Annotated in this window: 20 protein-coding genes, 1 tRNA gene and 3 pseudogenes; 14 read left to right on the forward strand and 10 right to left on the reverse strand. The window is 72.7% G+C overall.

Features of this window, described 5'->3' with window-relative positions:
• The first annotated feature begins 34 nt into the window (after nucleotides 1-34).
• Nucleotides 35-607: a hypothetical protein gene (locus N8I86_RS22200; protein WP_263278536.1), complete on the forward strand. Its 573-nt coding sequence runs from the start codon at nucleotides 35-37 to the stop codon at nucleotides 605-607.
• On the opposite strand, the gene N8I86_RS22205 is transcribed toward N8I86_RS22200, so the two are convergent.
• The 4 genes and pseudogenes from N8I86_RS22205 to N8I86_RS39055 all read right to left on the reverse strand — a co-directional run.
• Nucleotides 604-1,788, reverse strand: a complete 1,185-nt coding sequence (locus tag N8I86_RS22205) for a flotillin family protein (protein ID WP_263278537.1) — start codon at nucleotides 1,786-1,788, stop codon at nucleotides 604-606. The genes N8I86_RS22200 and N8I86_RS22205 overlap by 4 nt on opposite strands.
• An 11-nt stretch (nucleotides 1,789-1,799) precedes the next feature.
• Nucleotides 1,800-2,051, reverse strand: coding sequence for a hypothetical protein (locus N8I86_RS22210; protein WP_073888405.1), 252 nt, complete (start codon nucleotides 2,049-2,051; stop codon nucleotides 1,800-1,802).
• Nucleotides 2,052-2,169: 118 nt separating this feature from the next.
• A complete protein-coding gene (locus tag N8I86_RS39050) occupies nucleotides 2,170-3,150 on the reverse strand; it encodes a hypothetical protein (protein ID WP_317633618.1) in 981 nt (326 codons plus the stop codon).
• Nucleotides 3,151-3,548: 398 nt separating this feature from the next.
• Nucleotides 3,549-3,908: pseudogene (locus N8I86_RS39055) on the reverse strand (helix-turn-helix domain-containing protein); the annotation flags it as partial.
• A gap of 15 nt (nucleotides 3,909-3,923) precedes the next feature.
• On the opposite strand from N8I86_RS39055, the gene N8I86_RS22220 reads away from it, so the two are divergent.
• The 3 genes from N8I86_RS22220 (at nucleotide 3,924) to N8I86_RS22230 (ending at nucleotide 5,849) form a co-directional block, all read left to right on the forward strand.
• Nucleotides 3,924-4,547, forward strand: a complete 624-nt coding sequence (locus N8I86_RS22220) for a hypothetical protein (protein WP_123437070.1) — start codon at nucleotides 3,924-3,926, stop codon at nucleotides 4,545-4,547.
• Between the two features lie 108 nt (nucleotides 4,548-4,655).
• Nucleotides 4,656-5,117, forward strand: coding sequence for a hypothetical protein (locus tag N8I86_RS22225; protein WP_123437069.1), 462 nt, complete (start codon nucleotides 4,656-4,658; stop codon nucleotides 5,115-5,117).
• A gap of 417 nt (nucleotides 5,118-5,534) precedes the next feature.
• On the forward strand, nucleotides 5,535-5,849 hold the full coding sequence (locus tag N8I86_RS22230) for an antibiotic biosynthesis monooxygenase family protein (protein ID WP_073888412.1): 315 nt from the start codon (nucleotides 5,535-5,537) through the stop codon (nucleotides 5,847-5,849).
• Between the two features lie 277 nt (nucleotides 5,850-6,126).
• Here the strand turns inward: N8I86_RS22230 and N8I86_RS22235 are convergent, their stop codons facing one another.
• Both N8I86_RS22235 and N8I86_RS22240 read right to left on the reverse strand, forming a co-directional pair.
• On the reverse strand, nucleotides 6,127-6,627 hold the full coding sequence (locus N8I86_RS22235) for an allene oxide cyclase barrel-like domain-containing protein (protein ID WP_263278538.1): 501 nt from the start codon (nucleotides 6,625-6,627) through the stop codon (nucleotides 6,127-6,129).
• A 312-nt stretch (nucleotides 6,628-6,939) separates the two neighbouring features.
• A tRNA-Arg gene (locus N8I86_RS22240) sits at nucleotides 6,940-7,012 on the reverse strand.
• Nucleotides 7,013-7,469: 457 nt separating this feature from the next.
• On the opposite strand from N8I86_RS22240, the gene N8I86_RS22245 reads away from it, so the two are divergent.
• Entirely contained in the window at nucleotides 7,470-7,652 is a 183-nt protein-coding gene (locus N8I86_RS22245) for a hypothetical protein (protein ID WP_073888420.1), read from the forward strand.
• A 36-nt stretch (nucleotides 7,653-7,688) separates the two neighbouring features.
• Here the strand turns inward: N8I86_RS22245 and N8I86_RS22250 are convergent.
• Both N8I86_RS22250 and N8I86_RS22255 read right to left on the reverse strand, forming a co-directional pair.
• Nucleotides 7,689-9,391: pseudogene (locus N8I86_RS22250) on the reverse strand (IclR family transcriptional regulator domain-containing protein).
• Nucleotides 9,392-9,512: 121 nt separating this feature from the next.
• Nucleotides 9,513-10,790 (reverse strand): M6 family metalloprotease domain-containing protein, encoded by a 1,278-nt coding sequence (locus tag N8I86_RS22255; protein ID WP_263278539.1) that lies wholly within the window; start codon nucleotides 10,788-10,790, stop codon nucleotides 9,513-9,515.
• Nucleotides 10,791-11,128: 338 nt separating this feature from the next.
• On the opposite strand from N8I86_RS22255, the gene N8I86_RS22260 reads away from it, so the two are divergent.
• Together N8I86_RS22260 and N8I86_RS22265 are read left to right on the forward strand one after the other, a co-directional pair.
• Nucleotides 11,129-11,779, forward strand: coding sequence for a TetR/AcrR family transcriptional regulator (locus N8I86_RS22260; protein WP_079192302.1), 651 nt, complete (start codon nucleotides 11,129-11,131; stop codon nucleotides 11,777-11,779).
• 150 nt (nucleotides 11,780-11,929) lie between these two features.
• The gene (locus tag N8I86_RS22265) at nucleotides 11,930-13,468 is read left to right on the forward strand and encodes an MFS transporter (protein WP_073888426.1); all 1,539 of its coding nucleotides are present in this window, start codon (nucleotides 11,930-11,932) and stop codon (nucleotides 13,466-13,468) included.
• 10 nt (nucleotides 13,469-13,478) lie between these two features.
• Here N8I86_RS22265 and N8I86_RS22270 read toward each other — a convergent pair whose 3' ends face one another.
• Nucleotides 13,479-13,988, reverse strand: a complete 510-nt coding sequence (locus N8I86_RS22270) for a MarR family winged helix-turn-helix transcriptional regulator (protein WP_073888428.1) — start codon at nucleotides 13,986-13,988, stop codon at nucleotides 13,479-13,481.
• 104 nt (nucleotides 13,989-14,092) lie between these two features.
• Between N8I86_RS22270 and N8I86_RS22275 the strand changes: the two genes are divergently transcribed.
• The 3 genes from N8I86_RS22275 to N8I86_RS22285 all read left to right on the forward strand — a co-directional run bounded on the left by N8I86_RS22275 (nucleotide 14,093) and on the right by N8I86_RS22285 (nucleotide 17,740).
• Entirely contained in the window at nucleotides 14,093-14,881 is a 789-nt protein-coding gene (locus N8I86_RS22275; RefSeq protein WP_073888430.1) for a dioxygenase family protein, read from the forward strand.
• 429 nt (nucleotides 14,882-15,310) lie between these two features.
• The gene (locus tag N8I86_RS22280; RefSeq protein WP_073888432.1) at nucleotides 15,311-16,309 is read left to right on the forward strand and encodes a sigma-70 family RNA polymerase sigma factor; all 999 of its coding nucleotides are present in this window, start codon (nucleotides 15,311-15,313) and stop codon (nucleotides 16,307-16,309) included.
• Nucleotides 16,310-17,053: 744 nt separating this feature from the next.
• Nucleotides 17,054-17,740, forward strand: a complete 687-nt coding sequence (locus N8I86_RS22285) for a TetR/AcrR family transcriptional regulator (protein ID WP_263280138.1) — start codon at nucleotides 17,054-17,056, stop codon at nucleotides 17,738-17,740.
• Nucleotides 17,741-17,911: 171 nt separating this feature from the next.
• Here N8I86_RS22285 and N8I86_RS22290 read toward each other — a convergent pair whose 3' ends face one another.
• Nucleotides 17,912-18,874, reverse strand: coding sequence for a helix-turn-helix transcriptional regulator (locus N8I86_RS22290; protein WP_263278540.1), 963 nt, complete (start codon nucleotides 18,872-18,874; stop codon nucleotides 17,912-17,914).
• Between the two features lie 209 nt (nucleotides 18,875-19,083).
• On the opposite strand from N8I86_RS22290, the gene N8I86_RS22295 reads away from it, so the two are divergent.
• The 4 genes and pseudogenes from N8I86_RS22295 to N8I86_RS39405 form a co-directional block, all read left to right on the forward strand.
• Nucleotides 19,084-20,520: an MFS transporter gene (locus tag N8I86_RS22295; protein WP_317633652.1), complete on the forward strand. Its 1,437-nt coding sequence runs from the start codon at nucleotides 19,084-19,086 to the stop codon at nucleotides 20,518-20,520.
• A gap of 227 nt (nucleotides 20,521-20,747) precedes the next feature.
• Nucleotides 20,748-21,509, forward strand: coding sequence for a DeoR/GlpR family DNA-binding transcription regulator (locus N8I86_RS22300; protein ID WP_073888438.1), 762 nt, complete (start codon nucleotides 20,748-20,750; stop codon nucleotides 21,507-21,509).
• Nucleotides 21,506-22,453, forward strand: coding sequence for a 1-phosphofructokinase (gene pfkB, locus N8I86_RS22305; protein WP_073888439.1), 948 nt, complete (start codon nucleotides 21,506-21,508; stop codon nucleotides 22,451-22,453). The genes N8I86_RS22300 and pfkB overlap by 4 nt, the downstream gene beginning before the upstream one ends.
• 209 nt (nucleotides 22,454-22,662) lie before the next feature.
• A pseudogene (locus N8I86_RS39405) lies at nucleotides 22,663-23,112 on the forward strand (PTS sugar transporter subunit IIA); the annotation flags it as partial.
• Nucleotides 23,113-23,194: the final 82 nt, after the last annotated feature.

A 23,194-nucleotide genomic window follows, 5' to 3' on the forward strand; every position in this document is an offset into this window, starting at 1 on the left:
ACACCCTCAGTATGACCCCGGAGCAGGAGAGAAGATGATCAACCGAGCGGGCTTCACCGGCCGGCCCGACAACCCTCTCGGCCACACCGCACGGGCCACGGGGGAGGAGGACGAGGACAGCCTCGTCGCCTACCTGGAGTCGTCCACCGAGATCTACTCCGTCCTGGGGGCCGAGCGGGACGTGGTCACCGGGGACACCTGGATCCCCGGCGCCGGGTCCCTCGTCACCGGCGGCACCTGGTTCTGGCCGGCCGAGCCGGCGCACTACGTCCGCCGGCACCACGTCCGGCTGCCCGCCCAAGCAGCTCGGCGCCGCGGGACTGCCGTCGTCCATCCGCTCACGGACGCACTCTTCGGTTCCCGCCAGACGTCGGACTGCGGGCGAGCCCCGCTGCTCGGCGGACCCGACGTGCTGGCGGACTCCCTGTCCGACGACCGGTACCACGAGGTCGAGTTCCAGTGCTGGATGGGGTACGACCGGCCCGTCACGGCACGGGTCCGGCGCCTTGCCCCGTCCGTGCAGAGGATCACGGTCCAGATCGCCGACGTCCCTGAATCCGAGCGGGAGGAGGTGGTCGCCGTCAGCGCGCTCGGCCGGTGCCGCTAGTCGACGTCCACCGGGCCGTCGTTCGACTTCCTGCCCTTGCTGGTGGGCAGCTGGAAGAGGCCGTTGCCCTCGCTCTCCGAGGAGCGGTGGCCGTCGGTGTCCGGGCCGTTCAGGTTCTGCCGGACCGAGTCGAGGATCGTCAGACCCTGGGACACCAGGCCGGCGGCGATCTCGCCCAGACCGTCCGCACCGTTGAGGACGTTGACGTTGGCGCCCGCGAGACCGCCCGCGGCCTCCTTGACGATCTGCGGGAGCTGGTCGATCAGCATCCGGTCGAGCGCGACCCGGTCGTACGAGGCGGCGGCCTCCGCCTGGATCTTCATACGCTGCGCCTCGGCGGCCGCGAGGATCCTGACCCGCTCGGCCTCGGCCTCGGCGGGCTTCACGACCTCGGCGACCAGCTGCTGCTGGCGCAGCTTGGCCTGGCGCTCGGCCAGCTCCGTCTGGGCGGCGAGCACCTCCTGCTGGGCGTGCGCCTGCGCCAGCGGTCCGGCCTGCCCGGCCTGCGCCTGCGCACGGTCCACCTCGGCCGAGTACTCGGCCTTGACGATGGCGGTCTGCCGGGCGTACTCGGCCTGCTTACGGGCCGCCGCCTGCTCCGCCTCGACCGCGGCCTGGGTCGCCTGCGCCTGGGCGATCTGCGCCTGCCGCTGGATGGCCGCCTTGTGCGGCGCGGACATCGCGTCGATGTAACCGGTGTCGCCGTCGTCGATCGACTGGATCTGCAGCGAGTCGACGATCAGACCGATCTTCGCCATCTCGGTCTTGGAGGTGTCCAGGACCTCGGCGGCGAGCTTCTGCCGCTCGGTGACGATCTCCTCGACCGTCATCGAGCCCACGATGGCCCGCAGGTGACCGGCGAAGATCCGGCCGGTGAGCACCGACATCTGCTCCTGGTCGGAGAGGAAGCGCTGGCCGGCGTTGATGATGCTCTCGTGGTCGTTACCCACCTTGAAGGCGATCACGGCACGGACGTGCAACGCGATGCCCTGCCTGGTCACGCAGGTCTCGGTGACCTCCGCCTCGCACATGGAGAGCGTGAGGAACCGGACCTTCCTGAACACCGGCAGCACGAACTTCCCGTGCCCGGTGACCACTCGGAACGGCGCGCCCCCCAATCCCCGCCTGCCCCCCGAGATCAACATCGCCTCGTCGGGAGCGGGGACGCGGTATCCGAACATGCACGTACTCCTCAGTCGGCGCGGGCGGTGTCCCCGCCCAGCGCGTCCAATGGATCCACCCACTCGATGACGCCGACCTCGCGGCATCCTCGTGATTCGATCACAAGCACGGTCGTGCCCACGGCCAGGGGAGTTTCCGACCAGGCGAGGAAGGTCTCCGAACCGCCTCTGACGCGCACCAGGACCTCGCCGGGACCCGTGGAACCGCGCGTTCCGATGAGTACCTTCCCCGTGCAGCCGATCACGGCCTCGTCCTGCGGCATCACCGGCCGTCCTCCTCTTCCTGGCCCCATGATTCCGACGATAGACCCAGTCCGGCCGGGACCCAACGGGCAGGACGTCCGGGCCCGCGCCCCCGGACGCCGGCGCCTTCCGCGCGCGCTAGGAGTCGGCCGGCACCCACTGGCGCACCCCCTGGTCGTTCGTGCCGTACCAGTAGCGGGGCAGGCCCTTGATGCCGCTGGTGCGGAACGGCCGGCCGTGGTCGTCGACGCGGACCGTGCCGGTGCGGCCCCGCGCGGACCAGTCGAGTTCCAGGTACCACTGGCAGTCGTGGGCCTCGGTCGTCGCGGTGACCAGCAGCACCTCCGGGTCCTCGGCGGAGACGCGGTAGGGGAACCGCACCGCGGGGATGGGCCTGCCGGTGTCGTTGCCGGGACGCGCGTGCGCGATCGGCCGGTCGACGTCCAGGTTCACCGAGAACTCACGGGGCGTCAGGTCGCCGCCGCAGCCCTGCTCCATGGCGTACGCCGTACCGGGCAGCGGCGTACCGCGGCTGACGACACGGACCCGGAGGGCCGTGAGGACCACGGCCGCGGACGACTTCCCCTGCACGGAGATCTGCACCATCGTCTGCCGCCCGTGCACCGCGCCCTGCGTCGCCGCCCACGCCCCCGCGTCCTGCTGCACCGGCGGCGGGGGCACCTGGTCGGGCTTCTTGCCGATCACGTAGTCGTGCCCGCAACCGCCCTGCCAGACCTGCGAGTCGGCGGTCCAGGTGAGCGGCACACCTGTCGGCACCGGGGCGCCGCTCTTCGCCCCCGCCGACGGTCCGCCCTTCACCTCGGGTCGCCCCGAGGGCCGTGCCTTCGCGGAGGGCGGTGCCGACGAACTGCCGCCGGGGGAGGGGCCGGTCGAGGCGGCCGAGGGACGGGCCGGCGCACCGGTTCCCGCCGTACCCATTCCCGTCGTACGGGACCGGACGGGGGCCTTGGCCGCCTGGTCGCCGCCGGACCCGCCGGCCGACAGCGCCGGCAGACTGCCCAGCGTCGCCAGCAGGACGGTAGCCACGGCGGCGCCGACGACGGTACGGCGACGGCGGTACCAGCGCCGTCCGGTGGAGCGGCGGTCCGCAACCGCCACCGCGTCCGCGTGCGGTGCCGGCTCGGGGCTGCCGGGGCGGGGGCGTCGGAGGCGGACGGGCCGGTGCCGGGGACGCTGCCGCTGCCTTCCCTGCCGTCGTCGGGGCTGCCCCCAGGCTCCGCCCGGCGGTCGGGACCCGGAACCCGCTCGCCCACGGCCGGCTCCCGCACCCCCTCGGCTCGGGACCGATCCCGCGATCCCTCGCCCACGGCCGACTCCCGCACCCCCTCGGCCCCGGCCGGCTCCGCCGCCCCGTCGCCCGCCTTCGGCCGCTGGCGTGCCGTCACTTGGCGTGCCGTCACTTGCCGTGCCGTCAGGGCGAGCAGCCACAGGCGGTGCAGTTCGAGGCGCTCCTCCGGTGTCGCCCCGCAGAAGGCGGCCAGACGCTCCACCGGGGCGTAGTCCTGCGGGACCGCCTCGCCCGCGCAGTAGCGGTGCAGCGTGGAGGTGTTCATGTTGACGCGCCGGGCCAGGGAGCCGTAGCTCCGGTCCGTGCGGTCCTTCAGCCGGCGCAGCAGCGCCGCGAACTGTTCGACGTCGTCCCCGGTCGGCACCGCTGCCCCCGTCTCCCCCGTGTCCCCGCATCCCAGGCGGCCCATATACCTGCACGTCAGATGGGCTGGGATGGTTCCACCGTCGCCGGACGGGCTTCCGGCGTTGCGCCGGGCCGCCCCGACGGCCAATGCTCTTGGTGTCGCACCGATCAGGGCCCGACCGACCAGCCGGCGGCGAGCGACAGACGACACCCATGCACTCATCCACGGGGGACACCCATGCCCAAGAGCACCCGAGCAGGCGCGCTTCTCGCTGTCGCCGTCACGGGCCTCGCCCTCGGCGCGACGCTCGCCACACCGGCGAACGCCGCCGCGGCCAAGGCGCCCGGCTTCCTCAAGGCGGCCGATCTTCCGCCGCACCCGAGCTCGACCTGGACGGCCGGCAAGGTGACCGCCGGCGTACCGGAGGCGGTGGAACAGGACCGCTGCCTGAGCATGGCCCTGGGCGGCGGCTCGGACACCTGGTACCGGGAGTTCCGTACCGACCTCGACACGAGCGCCCGTCAGGTCAGCGTGCGGCTGTCCACGACCGCCGCGGCGAAGGGGCGCTTCTCGCGGCTGAACAAGGACATCAAGTCCTGTGCGGCACGCATCGAGAAGGCCGACCCGGAGACCGAGGCGACGCTGCGGGACTACGGCACGCTCCCGGTCGAGGAGGGCGCCCACGTCTACGGCCTGCACACGGAGACCTCCTGGGGTGCCTCCGACATCCGCCTGCTCTCCGTCGGCCGGGACGGCAGGACCGTCACGGTCGTGGACTGGGGACAGCTGGGCGACTTCAGGGGCGCACCGGTGAAGGCCTTCAAGAAGACGACCGTCACGGCCGTGAACAAGCTCAACTGACCGCACGACCGGGGCCGCTCTCCGCCACGGGGGTGGGGAGAGCACCCATCGACCACCGCCGGCGCCATTCGGCGTGATCCGGCACGACTCCGAAAACGGGGAACTCACATGAACAGCAAGACCCGCACCGTCCTGACCGCCGGCGTCCTCGCCGCCGCCCTCGGCCTCGGCGCCACCGCCCAGGCCTCCGCGGGCGCCCCGCGCAGCGTCAGCGGCAAGACGAACGACAACATCACGCGCATCGCCAACTTCTACGGCACCTACATCGACGCGGTGTCCGACGAGGACAGCGGCAAGCTCGGCAAGGACCTGCGCAGCCACTACCTCACCCCCGCCTTCCAGAAGGAGCTGGCGGCCTGGGAGAACCGTGAGCACGCCGACGGCGTCCTGCGCGCCCAGAACGTCCCGCTGGCCTGGAAGGTCACCGAGAGCGGCTCCACCCGCACCACCACGGAGGCTGTGGTCACCCTCACCTGGAGCCGGGGCAGCACGAGCAAGCTGGTCGTCGACATGAGCCGCAGCAGCCACAAGATCGTCCACATCGGCGAGAAGGGCGCGGCCCACAAGTAGGTCCCGGGACGCACCTCGCCCGTACACGGAAGGCCACCTGCGGACACCCGTAGGTGGCCTTCTCGCGAGCCCGCCCGTTCCGGCACGGATCCGGAGAGGGCGGCTCGCGGCCCGTACGGTGCCTACGAAGGCTCAAGGGTCCCGAGACGGTCAAGTCGCCGTCTGTGGACGCTGGCTGCGCAGGGAAGGTGGGACGACCGGGCGTAGGCGGTGCAGGCGGGCTGCTGCCGGCGGCGACCCTCGCGACGGCGCCCTTCGTGTCCTTCGGCGTCCGGCGGAGTGACGGACCCGTGATCGGTCGCCCTCGGACGGACACGGCCTTGGCGGCCGGCATCCGTCGGATGCGCTCTGCGCGAACTCCGCCGGGTTCGTGAGGGCCGCTGGAGTCCTGGCGGCAGCGACCTACGGAGGATCACCATGATCGTGGAATACATCCGCTACCGCATCGCCGAACCCGAGCGCCGCGCCGACTTCGAGAAGGCCTACACGGCCGCCGCCCAGCAGCTGGACCTCGCCCCCCAGTGCCTCGGATACGAGCTCTCCCACGGCATCGAGGAACCCGAGCGCTACATCCTGCGGATCGAATGGTCCTCCGTCGAGGACCACGAGAAGGGCTTCCGCGGCGGCCCGCACTTCCCCCCGTTCCTCGCCGAGATCCGCTCCTACATCGGCGACATCGAGGAGATGAAGCACTACACGAGGACGTCCGTCGTCAGTGCCGGCCCGCGTTGACGTCAGAACTCGGTCAGCGAGCTGGAGACCCACTTCGGGAGAGCCCGGTCTGGCACGAGAGTGGCACGCCGGGGGCCGTGCCACGCCCGCCTCTACCTGCACCATCGGACTTGTGCGCGGGGAAGTTCGCGAACGTCGCTGGCTCTATGCCACGGTCTGAAGGGTGAGGCATCCTGGACGTCCCCTTGACCCGCACTTTCTTTCGTACGACCGCCTCCCAGGGTGCGACGCGAGGGGAGAAGGCCGGATTCCGGGGTTATGTGGACGTCCAGGTCCGTCAGACGAGGTGGATCGTGAAGCGCCTCACTACCTTGGGGGTGGTGGCGATCGTGTCGGAGTGGACCCAGCCGCGAGCCTTCTTGTACTCCCCGGTGCCGCCAGTGATCGCGTTGTCGAAAGGACCCTGGTCGAGGTAGTTGAAGTACAGTCCCTGCACGGTGAGCTGGCCACCCGGGAGGACGTAGGTCACGACGCACTGCTCCGCTTCATCGACGCCGCCCCGGGTGGTGGTGCAGGTGCCGTGGGTCTCGCCGACCTTGTTGTGCGCCGCGTCGAAGAGGTCCGAGCGGACGACGACTTGATCGCCCTGCGAGACGCTGCCGGGGGCGACGGGGAAGCGGGTCAGCTGCTGCACTTCGGCCAGGACTGTGATGATTCGGGTCGTGTTCCCGGCCTGGGCGGAACCGGTGTCCGTCGCGGCGGCCGCGACGGGGGTGCAGGCGAGGACAGTGGCCAGCGTGGCCGCGCCGAGGCAGGCCGCTCTGATGGGGCGCATCATGTGACTCCTGAGGTTGATGTCCGGGAACGAGCGGATGGCGAACTTCCATCCGATTCCGTTCGATATCCTTCATAACCTCGACTCCGCCGCGCCGCGGAGTGCCCCGGCATGAACCACCGGCACATCCAGCCGGTCGGACCAAAGTCGGGCGGCGGGGTTCAGCACGAAGGCGAACGGCAACTCCAGGCGGTGCCGGGCCATGAGCACGGGGGAAACGGCCTGGCCGACCTTGTGACGGCCGTGTGGCACGGCCGTGCTCACGACAAAGGGCCGGTGCAGAGGGTCAAGCCTCTGGACCGGCCCTTGGTCGTGTGCCCCCGGCAGGATTCGAACCTGCGACACCCGCTTTAGGAGAGCGGTGCTCTATCCCCTGAGCTACGAAGGCAGTGCCTCTGTCTGTCCTTGGCAGGGGGCGGGGTGAGAGATCAGCCCCGGCCTCCTCCCAGGGGTGGGAGAGGTACCGGGGACAGCCTAGCGGACGGGGGAGGGAACGCGCTGGGGTGATCCGGTCGGGGCGGTCACGGTCCGACCGGTGACCCGTCACCCTGGGCGATTCGACTGACCCGGCGCCGGGGTGCGGGTCGGTTCGAAGCGGGCCGACCGGGGCCGCTTCGCGGTGGCGCCCGGCGGATCCTCCAAGGGTGCCTACGAGGCGCGGTCGGGGGTGCTGACGGGTAGCCCGTCAGGCCGGGTTCGCCGGCAAGCGCCAGCCGCTGCCCGGAATATGAGGGCCCCTCGGACCCGCCCGGGATGCCCGCGAACCCGTTTCGGCCCGGTGCCCCGGATGACATGATCAAGTCCGTACGGACAACGGTCCGGACAGGACGAAACAGGGGGAAACCATGGAGCGGACCTCAAGATCGGGTCTCCGTCCGAACTGGCTGCTGCCGGCCGGCTACGGGGTCGCCGTCGGGCTCACCGCCGCCTTCGGCTCGGGCCGGGCCGTCAGCGCCGTCGCGGTGATCGGCGGCGTGCTGATCGGCCTCTACTACGGCTTCGGCCGTCGGCGGGATGCCCGCGGCTGACGCCGGCATCCCGGGCGGCCCCTCCGGCAGGGGCGGTCACAGCACCGGCACCCGGGTGAAGCGGTCCGCCGCGCGCAGGTCCGACTGGATGCGGTCGGCGGTCGCGCGGAGTTCGGGGAGCAGGTCGCGCACGCAGTCCTCCAGCGTGCGGCGGGCCGCGTGCGTGGACACGTTCACCGCGGCGACGGCCCGGCCCGTCCGGTCCCGTACCGGTACGGCGATGGAGCGCAGCCCGGACTCCAGCTCCTCGTCGACGAGGGCGTAGCCGCGCGCACGGACCGCCTCCAGCTCCTCACCGGCGACGGCCTGGCCGGGCGCGCGGATGTCCTGCGGCTCCGCGGACGCCGGTCGGGTGGTGTCGGCCAGGAGGACCCGGCCGAGGAGGTCGCGGCGGCGGGCAGCCGGGTGCCGACGGCGATGTGCACGGTCAGCACGCGGCTCGCGGCCGCCCCGGCCGTGTACTGGATCTCCGTGCCGCCGCCCGTCAGCACCGCGAGCGCCGTCGGCTCGTGCAGCCGGCCTGCGAGCGCCCGCAGATGGGGCTCGGCCAGCCGGGGCAGCGTGCTGCGCGACAGCGGCGGGAAGCCCAGGTCCAGCACGCGTGGAGTGAGGGCGAAGGTGTGGTCGGGGCGCGCGGTCACCAGGCCCAGGTGTTCGTGGGTGATCAGGGCCCGGCGCGCGGTGGCGCGGGACAGCCCGGTCGCCCGTGCGACCTCGGCGAGCGGCAGCGCGGACCGGCCCGCGCCGAACGCGGTGAGCACGGTCAGGCCCCGGGCCAGGGACTCCACGAAGTCCCGGCCCAGTTCGAGCTTGGACGCCCCCGTCCAGGCGGCCAGTTCCGAGGGCGGCGGCCCGGGCTCGGGGGGCGGCGCGGTGCGCAGCTCGGCCTCCATCGCCGCCACCGCCGTACGCAGCCGGGGGAGCAGGGCGGTGCGCAGACCGGCCGCCGTGTGCCGGCTGGTGTGGCTGACCACGCTCGCCACGCACGCCACGCGGCCGGTGTCCGGTTCGCGCACCGGCACGGACACCGCGACCAGTCCCGGCTCGACCAGTTGGTCGTCCAGCGCCCAGCCGTCCCGGCGGGCCCGCTCCACCCGGGCGGCGAAGTCGCCGGCGGTGGCCGGGGACCGGGGCGGCACGGCGGGGAAGGAGGCGTCCGCCGGGTCCCCGGCGTGCCGGGCGTGCCAGCGCCGCCAGTCCGCCGGATCCCACTCGGTCGCGAACAGCGCCCCGGGGGCGGTGCGTTCGGCCGGCAGCAGGTCGCCGATGCGGAAGCTCACGGACATCGCGCGGCGGCGGGTCGCCTGGTGGATGAAGCGGATGCCGTCGAGGTCGGCCACCGCCAGGGACACCGACTCGTCCAGCTCGTCGGCGACGGCGTCGGCCTGCGCGCCGAGCAGCGCGGGCAGGCGCAGGGCGGTCAGGTAGGCGTTGCCCAGCTCCATCACGCGCGGGGTGAGGACGACGTCCCGGCCGTCGATGCGGACGTGTCCCATGCGGGCCAGGGTCGCGGTGATCCGGTCGACGGTGGACCGGGCGAGTCCGGTGGCCCGCTCCAGCGCGCTCGGGCTCATCGTGCCGCCCGCCTCGGTGAGCCGCCGCAGTACCGCGACCCCGCGCAGCAGCGGCCCGACCGCCTCCGCGGGCGGCCCGTCCGTTCCCGCCGCCGCCTCGACCGTCCCCGCCGGGGGCCGGGCCTCGGCACGGCTGCCGGAATCCTGGGCGGTCTGCGCGGGCATCGTCTCTCCGGTACGGCGTGCGTCGGACGCCCACCGTAGGGCGTGCCGGACGCCCACGGTAAACCCGGCCTGCGGCCCGTGTCCGGCGCCCACGGTGAACCCCGTCGGGCGCCCCCTTCAGCTAGCCCCGCGTGATCCGCACCCGGTAGTTGCCGTCCGCGTCCGTGCCGACCACGTGGACCGCGATGGCGTGCTTGGGGTCCTTGAAGGTCTCGCCGGGGACGAAGGGTGCGTCGGAGAGCTCCGTGTGGACGTTGGGGCTGCGGGTGCAGCCGCCGCTGCCCCGGGTGCTGTCGTAGACGGTGACCGGGCCGCGCCCGGTGTCCACGGTCGCGTCGACCTTGTAGATGAGGAGGCCCGGCCGACACACCACCTCGTCGTTGCCGCCCTGTGCCCGCACCTCCAGCGCGTAGGCGGTCCGCACGTCGATGGGTACGAGGATCAGCTTGCCGCCGCCCGGCTTGTACAGCGGGGACAGCGTGTACTCGACGGTCCCGTCGGTCGTCGCGCAGCCGACCTGACCGCCGTCGAGCCAGCCCAGCTTCCACTTGTGCCAGCCGAGCAGGTCGTTGTTGGCGCCCCAGTCCTCGCTCATGATGTCCCAGTGCCCGACCGTGCCCCCGCCCTCCTGCGTGTACAGGTCGGGCAGGCCGAAGGTGTGGCCGTTCTCGTGGGGCAGGACGCGGTAGCCGGTGCGGTCGTAGGAACCGGAGCCGTCGTCCTGGCGGGAGTAGACGAAGGAGGCGTTGGCGACGGGCACCCCGTCGGCGACCGGGGCCTCCCCGTTGCCGGCGAAGGTCACGGACAGCACGGTGTCCAGGGCGGACGGCCCGGCGTTCGGGGTGACGAGCACGTTCAGCAGGTCGTACGAGCGGAAGTCCACGGTGGGGTCGGCCGCGGCCACTATGTCCTGCACCAGCTGCCGGTAGCCGGGGTCGAAGGGGGCGCCGCGCTCTATGCCGTACTGGCGGAACGACTTCGGCATCCGCAGCCAGCCGGTGACGGGGGTCTCGGGCCGGTAGTCGAGGCGGCCGTAGGAGGCCGTGCGGAACCACTCCTGGGTCTGCGGGAAGAACTCGTGGAAGCGGTCCATGGCGCTGCCCTGGCCGGGCGCGTCGGAGAAGTCGACCATGAGGGTCAGGGCGTGGACCGTGCCCGTGGAGCGGGAGTAGCCGTGCGGGGTGGGGACGCCCTCGGTCATCTGCACGTCGAGGCCGCCGTGGATCAGACAGGGCGAGAGGGCGGCGGAGCGGGCCAGGCCCACGGGCCCGGCGGTGGTGGGCGCCGGCGGATGCCCGGTCCCGGCCGAGGTGCTGACCGCCATGGTCAGCACGGTCACGAGGGTCAGGGCGGCCACGCGGCGCGGGCGTATGTGACGGCGGGGCGGCTGCGGCGGCATGCACGGGCCCTTCGCTCCACGGCAGCCGCCGGTCGCCGGCTGCACCCTTGCGATCACCCTGTGTCGACGGGGTGGCGGGCGCGCGCTGGAGGAGACCGATCGTGGGAAAGCGGGGCCGCACGAGGGTGAATCCCGGCGGACGTTGAGTGTGGCGCAGGTCACATCGATTCTTTTCCGGTACCGGGAAATAACCGGGGACCCTCTCCCCGTTTAGCCCTGTGTCCGAGCGAAACGGGGACTGCCTCCCCGGATCGCCTCACCACGAACCGGATCGTTCCCCCACCCGAACCGGATCGTCCTCAGCAACTGATCGTCCTCAGCAACTGAAGGAGTACGCCGTGCCGACCGCGACCGCATCCCCCGCGCAGCGCAAGGTGCCCCGGCCCCGCGCCGACGCCGTGCGCAACCGGGAGCGGATCGTCACCGCCGCCCGCGAGATGTTCGTCGAGCACGGTCCGGACGTGCCGCTCGACGAGATCGCCCGCCGCGCCGGCGTCGGCAACGCCACGGTGTACCGCAACTTCCCCGACCGCGAGGCCCTCGTGCGCGAGGTCGTCTGCTCCGTCATGGACCGTACGGCCGAGGCGGCCGAGGCGGCCCTCACGGAGACCGGGGACGCCTTCGCCGCGCTGGAGCACTTCGTACACGCCTCAGCTGACGAGCGGCTCAGCGCGCTGTGCCCGATGATGTCCGACGGCTTCGACCGGCACCATCCCGACCTGGAGGCCTCCCGGGAGCGCGTCGAGCAGCTCATCGAGGAGGTCATGGGCCGGGCGAAGGCGGCCGGGCAGCTCCGTCCCGACGTCGGCGTCGGCGACCTGATGATCGTCGTGGCCCAGCTCAGCCGGCCCCCGGCCGGTACGGACTGCGTCCGCGGCGACCGCTTCGTCCACCGCCATCTCCAACTGTTCCTCGACGGCCTGCGGGCGCCCGCCCGCTCCGTCCTGCCGGGCACGGCCGTCACGATCGAGGAGCTGCGCTCGCCCTGACCGACCGGCTCGGCTCCGCCCTTGAGAGCCCCTGCGCGATCCCCTCGCCGTGCCTCGCTGTTCCTCGTCGTTCTTCGCGCTTGTCCGTTCTTCCTGTTTTTCCCAATCTTTCCGTTTTTTCCGTCACGAAGTCCCGAAGTGGGTATCCCCATGTCCGAAACAGCCCTCAAGGCTCCCGGCGCCGCCGCACCGAGCGGTGACGCCAACCGCTGGAAGGCGCTCGTCTTCATCGCGCTCGCCCAGCTGATGGTCGTCCTCGACGCCACCATCGTGAACATCGCCCTTCCCTCCGCCCAGCAGGACCTCGGGATATCCGACGGCAACCGGCAGTGGGTCGTCACGGCCTACGCCCTCGCCTTCGGTGGTCTGCTGCTCTTCGGCGGCCGCATCGCCGACCTGTGGGGCCGCAAGCGCGCGTTCGTGCTCGGACTGGCCGGATTCGCCGCCGCGTCCGCGCTCGGCGGTGCCGCCACCACCGGCGCGATGATGTTCGGCGCCCGTGCCCTCCAGGGCGTGTTCGGCGCCCTGCTCGCCCCGGCCGCGCTCTCGCTGCTGGCCGTGATGTTCACCGACGCCAAGGAGCGCGCCAAGGCGTTCGGCATCTACGGCGCGATCGCGGGCGGCGGCGGTGCCGTCGGCCTGATCCTCGGCGGCTTCCTCACCGAGTACCTGGACTGGCGCTGGACCTTCTTCGTCAACGTCCCGTTCGCCGTCGTCGCCGCGGCCGGCGCCTACTTCGTCGTCCGTGAGCCCGAGGGCGGCCGCAACCGCTCCCCGCTCGACGTCCCCGGCGTGATCCTGTCCACCCTCGGCCTGGTCTCCCTCGTCTACGGCTTCACGCGCGCCGAGTCCGACGGCTGGGGCGACGCCGTGACCGTGTCGATGTTCGTCGCGTCCGGTGTGCTGCTGCTCGCCTTCGCGCTGGTCGAGTCCCGGGTCAAGGCCCCGCTGCTGCCGCTGCGCGTGGTGACCGACCGCAACCGCGGCGGCATCTACCTCTCCCTGGGCCTCGCGATCATCGGCATGTTCGGCCTGTTCCTCTTCCTGACCTACTACCTGCAGGTCGTGAAGGGCTACTCCCCGGTCAAGACCGGCTTCGCCTTCCTGCCGATGGTGGCCGGCATGATCACCGGTTCCACCCAGATCGGCACCCGGCTCATGACCCGGGTCCCGGCCCGCCTCCTGATGGGCCCGGGCTTCCTCGTCGCCGCGCTCGGCATGCTGCTGCTGACCCAGCTGGAGATCGACTCCTCGTACGGCGCCCTGCTCCTGCCGGCGATGGTGCTGCTCGGCCTCGGCATGGGCACCGCGTTCATGCCGGCCATGTCGCTGGCCACGCAGGGCGTCGAGCCCCGGGACGCCGGTGTCGCCTCCGCGATGGTCAACACCTCGCAGCAGGTGGGCGGCGCGATCGGCACCGCCCTGCTGAACACCATCGCCGCGTCCGCGACCACCTCGTACATCACGGACCACATCGCCGGTGTCACGGCCAAGCCGCAGGCGGAGCTGGTGAAGCTCCAGGCCATGGTGCACGGCTACACCAGTGCGATCTGGTTCGCCGTCGGCATCCTGGCGCTCGCCTCCCTGATCGCCTTCACCTTCGTCAACGCGGGCCGTCCGGGCAGCACCCCGGTGGCCTCCGGCGAGGGCGTCGAGGACGAGCTGCCGGTGCCGGTGGTGGCCCACTGACCCGGGGCCGCTAGCGGAGCCAGGGCAGGTCCGCACCCGCTTCGTTGGGCTGGAGGCCCTCGGCGACGATCTCCATGATCTCGCCGAGGGCCTTCTGCTGTGCGGGCGTGAGCCGGTCGAACAGCGCCTGCCGTACGGCGGTCACATGGCCCGGCGCGGTGCGCCGCAGCACCTCGACACCCTCGTCGGTGAGCACCGCGAACTGGCCGCGCTTGTCGGAGGGGCAGTCCTCGCGGCGCACCCAGCCGTTCTTCTCGAGCCGGGCGACGGCGTGCGACAGCCGGGAGCGGGTGATCTTCGCCTGCATCGCCAGCTCGGTCATCCGCAGCCGGCGGCGCGGTGCCTCGGCGAGGCCGACGAGCAGGCCGTAGTAGATGTGCGGCATGCCCGCGTCACGCTGCAACTGCCGGTCGAGGTGGTCTTCCAGCAGGGTGGAGGCGTGCAGGTAGGCGCGCCACACGCGCTGTTCCTCGTCGGTGAGCCAGCGGTGCCCCGCCGCGGAGTCCGGTGCCGTGTTCATGGGTCCCACTGTACGAGGCAGCTCCTTGAAACTTGAACAAGTTGGTCGTATTCTGGAATAGAAAGCTTGAGAGTTAAAGCAACAGGATGTTGGGAGCCGCGACCATGTCCGTCACCGCCCAGGAGCGCATGCCCGCCCTGTACCTCAGCCATGGCGCCCCGCCCCTCGCGGACGACCCGGTCTGGCCCGGCCAGCTCGCCGCCTGGTCCGCCGGACTGCCCCGGCCGAAGGCGATCCTGATGGTCTCCGCCCACTGGGAGGAGGCCCCGCTCGCGCTCGGCGCGGTGGAGACCGTCCCGCTCGTGTACGACTTCTGGGGCTTCCCCGAGCACTACTACCGGGTCCGGTACGCCGCCCCCGGCGCCCCCGCGCTCGCCGAGTCCGTCCGCAAGCTGCTGCGCGCCCCCGGCACCCCCGTCCAGGACATCCCCGACCGCGGCCTCGACCACGGCGCCTACGTCCCCCTGGTCGAGATGTTCCCGGCCGCCGACATCCCCGTCCTGCAGGTCTCGCTGCCCACCCTCGACCCGGTCCGCCTGATGGACATCGGTCGCAGGCTCGCCCCGCTGCGCGACGAGGGCGTCCTCATCGTCGGCTCCGGCTTCTTCACCCACAACCTCGCCGCGCTCCGGCACGCCGGCGGTGTCCCGAGCTGGTCCTCCGAGTTCGACGACTGGGGCCGGCGCGCCCTGGAGGCCCGCGACTGGGACGCCCTGCTCGACTTCCTGGACAAGGCCCCGGCCGGCCGGTACGCCCACCCGCGCACCGAACACTTCGCCCCGCTGTTCGTCACCATGGGCGCCGCCGAGGCGGGCGGCGAGCTCGACGCGCAGAAGTCCGTGATCGACGGCTTCTGGATGGGAATGGCGAAGCGGTCCGTGCAGTTCGGCTGACCGGGAGGGGGCCGCGGGCCATGAATCTCCTGTGAGCGCGCGTCCGTGGCAACCAACGGCCGACGCGGGCCGTCTTCCGGGGTGGGAGGGCGGTCGAAGGCGACGCTCTCCCGCAGTGAGGACCAGCCGTGTCGGAATGTGACGGCCGTCTCACGCGCGCGGTGGTGGCAGAGGGTCGGGAGGGTGCGGAGGTGTTCCTCGGTCCAGGCTCTGACCTGCACCTCTGTGCGTGACGACGCCATCCTGCGCGCCAGGTGGCCGACAGGGTACTGCATGATCAGAAAATTCGGGGTGCGGGTTGGGAATTCTGTCCTGATTCCAGTCGTTGTTCCCCTCGGATGCAGGGCACTCGGAAAGAGTCCCGGAGACACCCCCGGAGTGCCCGGCGTTCACGACCACCCGCCAGCCCACCATCGCAAGGGAGCACGCATGGCAACCCGTGCCGTCGCCCGTCGTCAGTCCGCCACCGGCGAGACGGTCGACTCGGCAAGCAGTGTTCGCGCCCATGGCGGCGAGATCGCCGACCGCGACCTGGTCGGCATGTACCTCGACGAGATCGCGCGCACACCGCTGCTCGACGCCGCGAAGGAAGTCGAGCTGTCGCAGACCATCGAGGCGGGTGTGTTCGCGCGGCAGGTCCTCGACGGCTTCGAGGAGAGCGCGTCGGACGCCAGCCGCGAGGAACTGGAGGCGCTCGTCGCCGCCGGTGACCGGGCCAAGGACGTCTTCATCCGCTCCAACCTCCGCCTGGTCGTCGCGGTGGCCCGGCGCTACCCGCGCAGCGGCCTGCCCCTGCTCGACCTGATCCAGGAGGGCAACGCCGGCCTGGTGCGCGCCGTGGAGAAGTTCGACTACCGCAAGGGCTTCAAGTTCTCGACGTACGCGACCTGGTGGATCCGTCAGGCCATCACCCGCTCCATCGCCGACCAGTCCCGCACGATCCGGCTCCCCGTCCACCTGGTGGAGGAGCTGGGCCGAATCCGCCGCGTCCAGCGCGAGTTCAACCGCGAGAACGGCCGCGACCCGGAGCCTGCGGAGATCGCCACGGAGCTCGGCTCCACGCCGGAGCGCGTCACCGACGTCCTCGACTGGGCCCGTGACCCGGTCTCGCTGAACATGTCGGTGGACGACGAGGGCGAGACCCAGTTCGGCGACCTGCTGGAGGACACCTCCGCGGTCTCCCCGGAGCAGTCGGTCCTGACCCTGCTGCGCAGTGAGGAACTGGACGACCTGATCGGCCGCCTGGACCAGCGCACGGCCTCGATCATCAAGATGCGGTACGGCATCGACGACGGCCGCGAGCGCACCCTGACCGAGGTCGGCAAGGAGCACGGCCTGACCCGCGAGCGCATTCGCCAGATCGAGAAGCACGCCCTGCTCGAACTGAAGAAGCTGGCCCGCGACACCGGCTTCGACGCGGCTGCCTGACGGCGCGGAGGAGTGGGCCCGGTTCCGGGACGGTGGTGAGACCGGCGTGCGTGATGCTCGCCCCTCGCCACGCGCACGCCCGGTGGTGAAAGACGGCGCAAACACGACGTCGTCCCGTCGCTTCAACTCCGGGGCCCGAGGGAAAAACCCTTCCGGGCCCGGGATCGAGGCCCCGGGAACCGCGACCGCACTCCCCAGCGCACCACGTCACGCACCCGCACGGCCCACCCCCACCCCACCGGCCGGCCCCACCGGCCGAGCCTGGCGGACGCCCGGACCTTCGCGGTCCGGTCCGCCCGAGCGCGACACCGCACACGGCACCGCACCACCGGCCGACACCACATGAGCCAGGTCCCGACGCTATCCCCCCCGGCGCCGGGATCTTCCCAGCCGGGCTTCGGCGCCCATCCCCCCCCCGGGCGCCGGGGCCCGGCTCTCTTCGTGCCCGGGCAGGGCGAGGTGGGGATCTGTGGGACGGGCATTCGCCGCCATCCCGGGTGCGGGCCCGCCGCCGGTGGGCATCCGTCCTCGTCAGGCGGCCTCCGCGGCACCCTCGTACGGTGGGGGAACGCAGGGAAACGGCGGCCCACCCCGTACCTGAACCCCGGGGTGGACCGCTGGATGGCAGATTCTGTCACATGGGCATAGCCTGCCGGGATGAGCACCACCCGCAACACCGCCCACCAGCCGTTTTCCGCCTCCGCGCCGCTCTCCCTGACCGAGCGGCGCAAGGCCGAGACCCGGATGGAGATCGCCCGGGCGGCGGCCCGCCTCTTCGTCCACCAGGGCCTGCGGGCCACCCGCGCGGAGGACATCGCCCACGCGGCGGGCATCGCCCCGCGGACCTTCTACCGCTATTTCGCCACCAAGGAGGAGTCGGTCGCCCCCCTCTACGCCGAGGGTGCCCGACGCTGGGCGGAAGCGGTCCACGCGGCCCCGGCCCACCTCGGCGTCCCCGAGGCACTGGAACACGCCGTCCGCGAGACCTTCACCCCGGGAGCCGGTGTCTCCCCGGCGTCCTGGGAGTGGGCCCGCACCCTGATCCGCCTGGCCGACACGAGCCCCGCCCTGCGCAAGGTGTGGGCGGAGGTGTGCCAGGCGTCGGAGACGACGCTGGCGGAGATCTTCGCGGCACGGACCGGCCCGGCGGGTGACGCGGGTGGCGAGAGTGGCGAGAACGCCGGGAACGCCGAGCCGGGCGAGGAGAGGCCGGCCGACGACAACGTTGCCGACGGCTCCCCGCCGTCCGGCCCCGCCCCGCTCACCCCCGGCCTCCGTTTCGCCGCTGCCGTGGCCGGAGCCGCCGTCCGGGTGGCCGTGGAGTCCTGGGCCGCCACGGGGGCCCGGCCCACCGGCCCCGAAGGTCCCGCGGCCCTGGCACTGCGCAACCTGCGGGCGCTGCGCGACTTCGACTGGACAGCGGAGGGCTAGCCGCGCCTCCCGGGGCGGCGGCCGACCGCACCGCGCGGTGCCCACCGCTGCCGCCGGCGCCTGCGGAGGTGGTCCGGGGTGGGCCCTGCGGGACGACTCGGCGTCCGCGGACCGGCCGCCCTGTCACCGGGCGGGAGTCGGGTGCCCCAGGGGAGCCGGACGGCCCGGGGGTCAGCCTCCCGCGCGGGTCAGGCGGCCGCCCAACTCCTTCACACACGAGATCAGTTCGGCGGGTTCGAGCACGGTGAACTCGCAGCCCGCCATCACCAGCCGTACCGCCAGCCACTCCATGGGATCGCCGGTGGCGCCGCGCAGGAGGCACCCGCCGTGCCCGTCGTCCTCCGGCGCACCCACCCAGGCCGGCAGCCGCGTGGCCATCCGCTCGGCCGGGGCGGCGAACCGCACCGCGAACTCGTACGTCTCCTGCCGCCGGTGGATGGACCGGCGCAGATACTCGGCCGCGTTGCCGGTCGGCAACTCCCGTGGCGGGAACCGGACTCCGGTCGGAAAGGGCGCGCTCACCCGGTCCACCCGGAAGGTGCGCCAGTCCGCGCGGTCGAGGTCGTAGGCGACCAGGTACCACCGCCGTCCGGTCGACACCAGCCGGTGCGGCTCGGTCAGCCGCCGCGACTCGCTGCCGTCCTTGTCGCGGTAGGCGAACCGCAGCCTCTCCCGCCCGGCCACCGTCGAGGCCATCACCGTCAGCGTCTCGGGGGCGATACTCGGCCCGTCCCCGCTGGTCAGTGCCGTCGTGGCGGCCTGCAGCGTGGCCACCCGGTGCCGCAGCCTGGCGGGCAGCACCTGCTCCAGCTTCGCCAGGGCCCGTACCGACGCCTCGTCCACGCCCTCCAGTGCGTGCCCGGCGCCGGCCCGCAGCCCGACGGCGATCGCCACCGCCTCCTCGTCGTCCAGTGCCAGCGGCGGCATCGCCTTGCCCGCGACCAGTCGGTACCCGCCGTCCGCGCCCTTCGAGGCCTGCACCGGATAGCCCAGCTCCCGCAGCCGGTCGACGTCCCGCCGCACGGTGCGCCGGGACACCCCGAGCCGGTCGGCCAGCTCCCCGCCCGGCCACTCGCGGGGCGTCTGGAGCAGCGAGAGGAGCTGGAGCAGCCGTGCCGGTGTGTCCGTCGTCATGCCCCTCAGAATGCCGGAGAACTAGGACACGATCTGACCTAATCGGGTTCTACCTTCTTCTCATGACCGACAACGACCGCACGACCCTGAAGGGGCGCGGAAAACTGCGCGACGAGCCGCGACGGACGGACGGCGCGGCCGCCGTGTCCGCACCCACGGCGCACCCCGCCGCAACCGACCGAACGCGCTGGTTCGCGCTCGCGATCGTCATGACCGCCGCCTTCATGGACCTGGTCGACGTCACGATCGTCAACATCGCCATCCCGTCGATCGAGCGCACCGCCCACGCCTCGGTCAGCCAGATCCAGTGGATAACCGCCGGCTACGCCCTCGCCTTCGCCGCCGGCCTGATCACCGGTGGCCGGCTGGGCGACATCCACGGCCGCAGGCGGGTGTTCCTGATCGGCATCGGCGGCTTCACCCTCGCCTCCGCGCTGTGCGGCTTCGCCGCGAACCCGGAGATGCTGGTCGCCTCGCGCCTCCTGCAGGGCGGCATGGCGGCGATGATGGTGCCGCAGGTGCTGTCGATCGTGCACGCCACCTTCCCGGCCCACGAACGCGGCAAGGTCTTCGGCCTGTTCGGCGCGATCGTCGGTCTGGGCGCGGTCTCCGGCCCGCTGCTCGGCGCGCTGCTGACGGAGTGGAACCTGTTCGGCCTGGAGTGGCGGCCCATCTTCCTCATCAACCTGCCGGTCGGCGTCGCCGCCTGGCTGCTCGGCCGCCGCTTCATCACCGAGTCCCGCGCCCCGAAGGCACTCAAGCTGGACCTCGTCGGCGTCGCCCTGGTCACGCTGGGCCTGCTGATGCTGCTCTACCCGCTCACCCGCGGCCGCGAACTGGGCTGGCCGCTGTGGGGCCATGTGTCGATGGCGGGCGCGTTCGGCGTCTTCGCCGCGCTGGTGGCGTACGAGCGGCGCAAGGCCGCCCGGGACGGCTCCCCGCTGGTCGAGCTGTCCCTGTTCCGGGTGAAGAGCTTCGCCGCCGGCATCGCCGTACAGACCGTCTTCGGTGTGGCCCTCGGCATCTTCTTCCTGGTCTGGACCCTGTACATGCAGATCGGTCTCGGCTGGACCCCGCTGCGGGCCGGGCTGACCGGGGTGCCGTTCTCGCTCGCGGTGTCCACGGCGGCGGGCATGTCCGTGCAGAAGCTGGTCCCGCGGTTCGGCCGCAAGGTGCTCCAGGCGGGTGCGCTGATCATGGGCGCGGGCGTGCTGCTCTACCTGTGGGAGGCGAACCGGTACGGCCTCTCCATCGCCTCCTGGCAGATGGCCCTCCCGCTGGTCGTGATGGGCGCCGGCATGGGGCTGATCGTCGCCCCGCTGACCGACGCGGTGCTCTCCGAGGTGCCGCGCGAGCACGCCGGTTCCGCGTCGGGGTTGACCAACACCGTGCAGCAGATGGGCAACGCGCTGGGGCTGGGCCTCGTCTCGGTGGTCTTCTTCGGGGAGATCGGCGACCGGCTGACCCTCGTCCAGGTCGGCCCCGCCTTCGTGCACGCCTTCCAGCACGCGCTGTGGTGGGTCGCCGGGATCATGGGCGTGATCTTCCTGCTGATGTCCGCCCTGCCGAAGCGGCCGGCAGTACACGTCGAGGGCGCCGCGGCGGAGTCGACGGAGCCGGCGAAGGAGCCCGAGCTGGTGTCCTGACCGGACGCGGCCGAGGAAGGCGAGCGGACCCGAGAGCCCGGCACCGAGCAGGTGCCGGGCTCTTCCGTGCCCCCGAGCCGCACCGGAGACCTCCGGAAGTCCGTTCATGCCCGATTGTCGCCCGAACCTGTTTACTTTCCGCATACGCGGGCGTAGCCTCGCTTGGGAAACCACACGTTCGGGCATGAGTCGGAACGGGTCGGACACCCAGGCGGAGGCGAGCGGACATGTACGCACCGGAACGGCAGCAGGAGATCCTCCGGATCGCCCGTGACGGCGGCCGGGTGGACGTGCTGTCGCTGGCCGAGGAGTTCCAGGTCACGGCGGAGACGATCCGCCGCGACCTGAAGGCCCTCGACCGGGCCGGCCTGGTCCGCCGCGTGCACGGCGGCGCCATCCCGGTCGGCCGCCTGGACTTCGAGCCCGACCTCACCGAGCGCGAGTCCACCGCCGCCGACGAGAAGGACCGCATCGCCAAGGCGGCCCTGGCCGAACTGCCGGCCGAGGGCACGACGATCCTCGACGCCGGTACGACGGTCGCCCGGGTCGCCGCCGCCATCCCGCTGGAGTCGGCCCTCACCGTCGTCACCCACAGCCTGCCCATCGCGGCCCGCCTCGCCGACCACCCGGGCATCCAGCTCCACCTGGTCGGAGGGCGCGTCCGGCACCGCACACGCGCCGCCGTGGACGCCTGGGCGCTGCGCGCCTACGGCGAGATCCGCGCCGACGTCCTGTTCGTCGCCGCCAACGGCTTCTCCGCCGAGCACGGTCTGACCACCCCCGACCTCGCCGAGGCCGCGGTCAAGCGGGCAGCGGTGGCCGCCGCCCGCCGGGTCGTCCTGCTCGCCGACTCCACCAAACACGGCCAGGAGCACTTCGCCCGCTTCGGCGACCTGAGCGACGTGGACCTCCTGATCACCGACAGCGGGCTGAGCCCCGAAGACGCCGCCGTCATCGAGCGCGGCGGCACGGAAGTGGTGCGCGCATGATCCTCACCGTCACCCCCAACCCGTCCCTCGACCGCAGCTACGAGGTCCTCGCGCTGAAGCGCGGCGAGGTCATCCGCGCCGAGACCGAGCGCACGGACCCCGGCGGCAAGGGCGTCAACGTCTCGCGGGCCGTCGCGGCCGCCGGATGGCGCACGCTCGCCGTCCTCCCGCTGGGCGGTGCGCCGGGCGCGCTCGTCGCCGAACTCCTCGACGCCCAGGGCATCGAGGTCGCGCCGGTCCCGATCGCCGGAGCCACCCGCTCCAACATCGCGCTCGCGGAGTCCGACGGGGTGCTGACGAAGATCAACGCACCCGGGCCCGACCTGTCGGCGGCCGAGCAGGAACTGCTCCTGGAGACGGTGCGCGCGCAGTCGCGCGACGCCGACTGGATCGCCTGCTGCGGCAGCCTGCCCGGCGGCCTCGCACCCTCCTGGTACGCCGACGTGGTCATGCGGGCGCACGCCGGAGGCGCGCGCATCGCCCTGGACACCTCGGGGCGGGCGCTGCTGGAGGCGCTGCGCGCCCGGCCCGACGTGGTCAAGCCCAACGCCGAGGAGCTGGCGCGGGCCGTGGGACGCCCCCTGGCGACCGTGGGCGACGCGCTCAAGGCGGCCGAGGAACTGCGGACGCTGGGCGCGGGCGCCGTGCTCGCGAGTCTCGGCGCCGACGGCCAGCTCCTCGTGGAGGAGACCGGTGCCTGGTTCGGCCGCGCCCGCGTGACCACCGTCCGCAGCAACGTGGGCGCGGGCGACTCCTCCCTCGCCGGCTTCCTCGTCGCGGGCGGCACCGGCCCGGAGGCCCTCGCCTCCGCCGTCGCCCACGGCGCGGCCGCGGTCCAGCTCCCCGGCAGCGTGATGCCGACCCCCGCCGACCTCGATCCGGCCGCGGTGACGGTCACCGCGGAGATCCCGCTCGACCGCGAACTGACGGAGCCGGCGTCATGAACGCCCCGGCCCGCCGCCGCGTCGACCCGGCCCGGGCAACCGGGCGTACGGCCAGGTTCCGCCGTCCCGCGATCCCGCTCCACCGGCCGTGGCGGGGCTCCCCGTCACCCACCACGCCGGCCGCACCCACCGCCTCCCCGCACCGCACCCCCGTCCCCCTCCCGCCGCCCACCTCTCCCCCGGGCGATACGCGCGCATAGGAGCCCGCGATGAGCGACATGATCACCGCGGACCTGGTCGACCTCGACCTGTCCGCCGACACCAAGGAAGCGGCGGCGCGCGCTCTCGCCGAGCGCATGGTGGCCCAGGGCCGGGTGACCGACCTGGAGGGCTTCCTCGCCGACGTCGCCGCCCGCGAGGCCCAGATGCCGACCGGCCTCGACGGCGGCATCGGCATCCCGCACTGCCGCAGCACCCATGTCACCGAGCCGACCCTCGCCTTCGGGCGCAGCCGCGCCGGCGTCGACTTCGGCGCCGCGGACGGACCGGCCGACCTGATCTTCCTGATCGCGGCTCCCGCGGGCGCCGACGACGCCCACCTGACGATCCTCTCCTCCCTGGCCCGCCAGCTGATGAACGCCGACTTCACCTCCGCGCTGCGGGCGGCGGACGACACGGCCACCACGGCGGCACTCATCCGCGGCGAGGAGCCGGCACCGGCGGAGAGCGCGCGGGACACCGCGAGCGCCGGTGCCGAACCGGGCGCCGACGCCGCGAGCGGCACCCCCAGGACACCGCCGC

The organism is Streptomyces albidicamelliae (assembly GCF_025642175.1).
In the GTDB taxonomy this organism is placed as follows: Bacteria; Actinomycetota; Actinomycetes; order Streptomycetales; family Streptomycetaceae; genus Streptomyces; species Streptomyces albidocamelliae.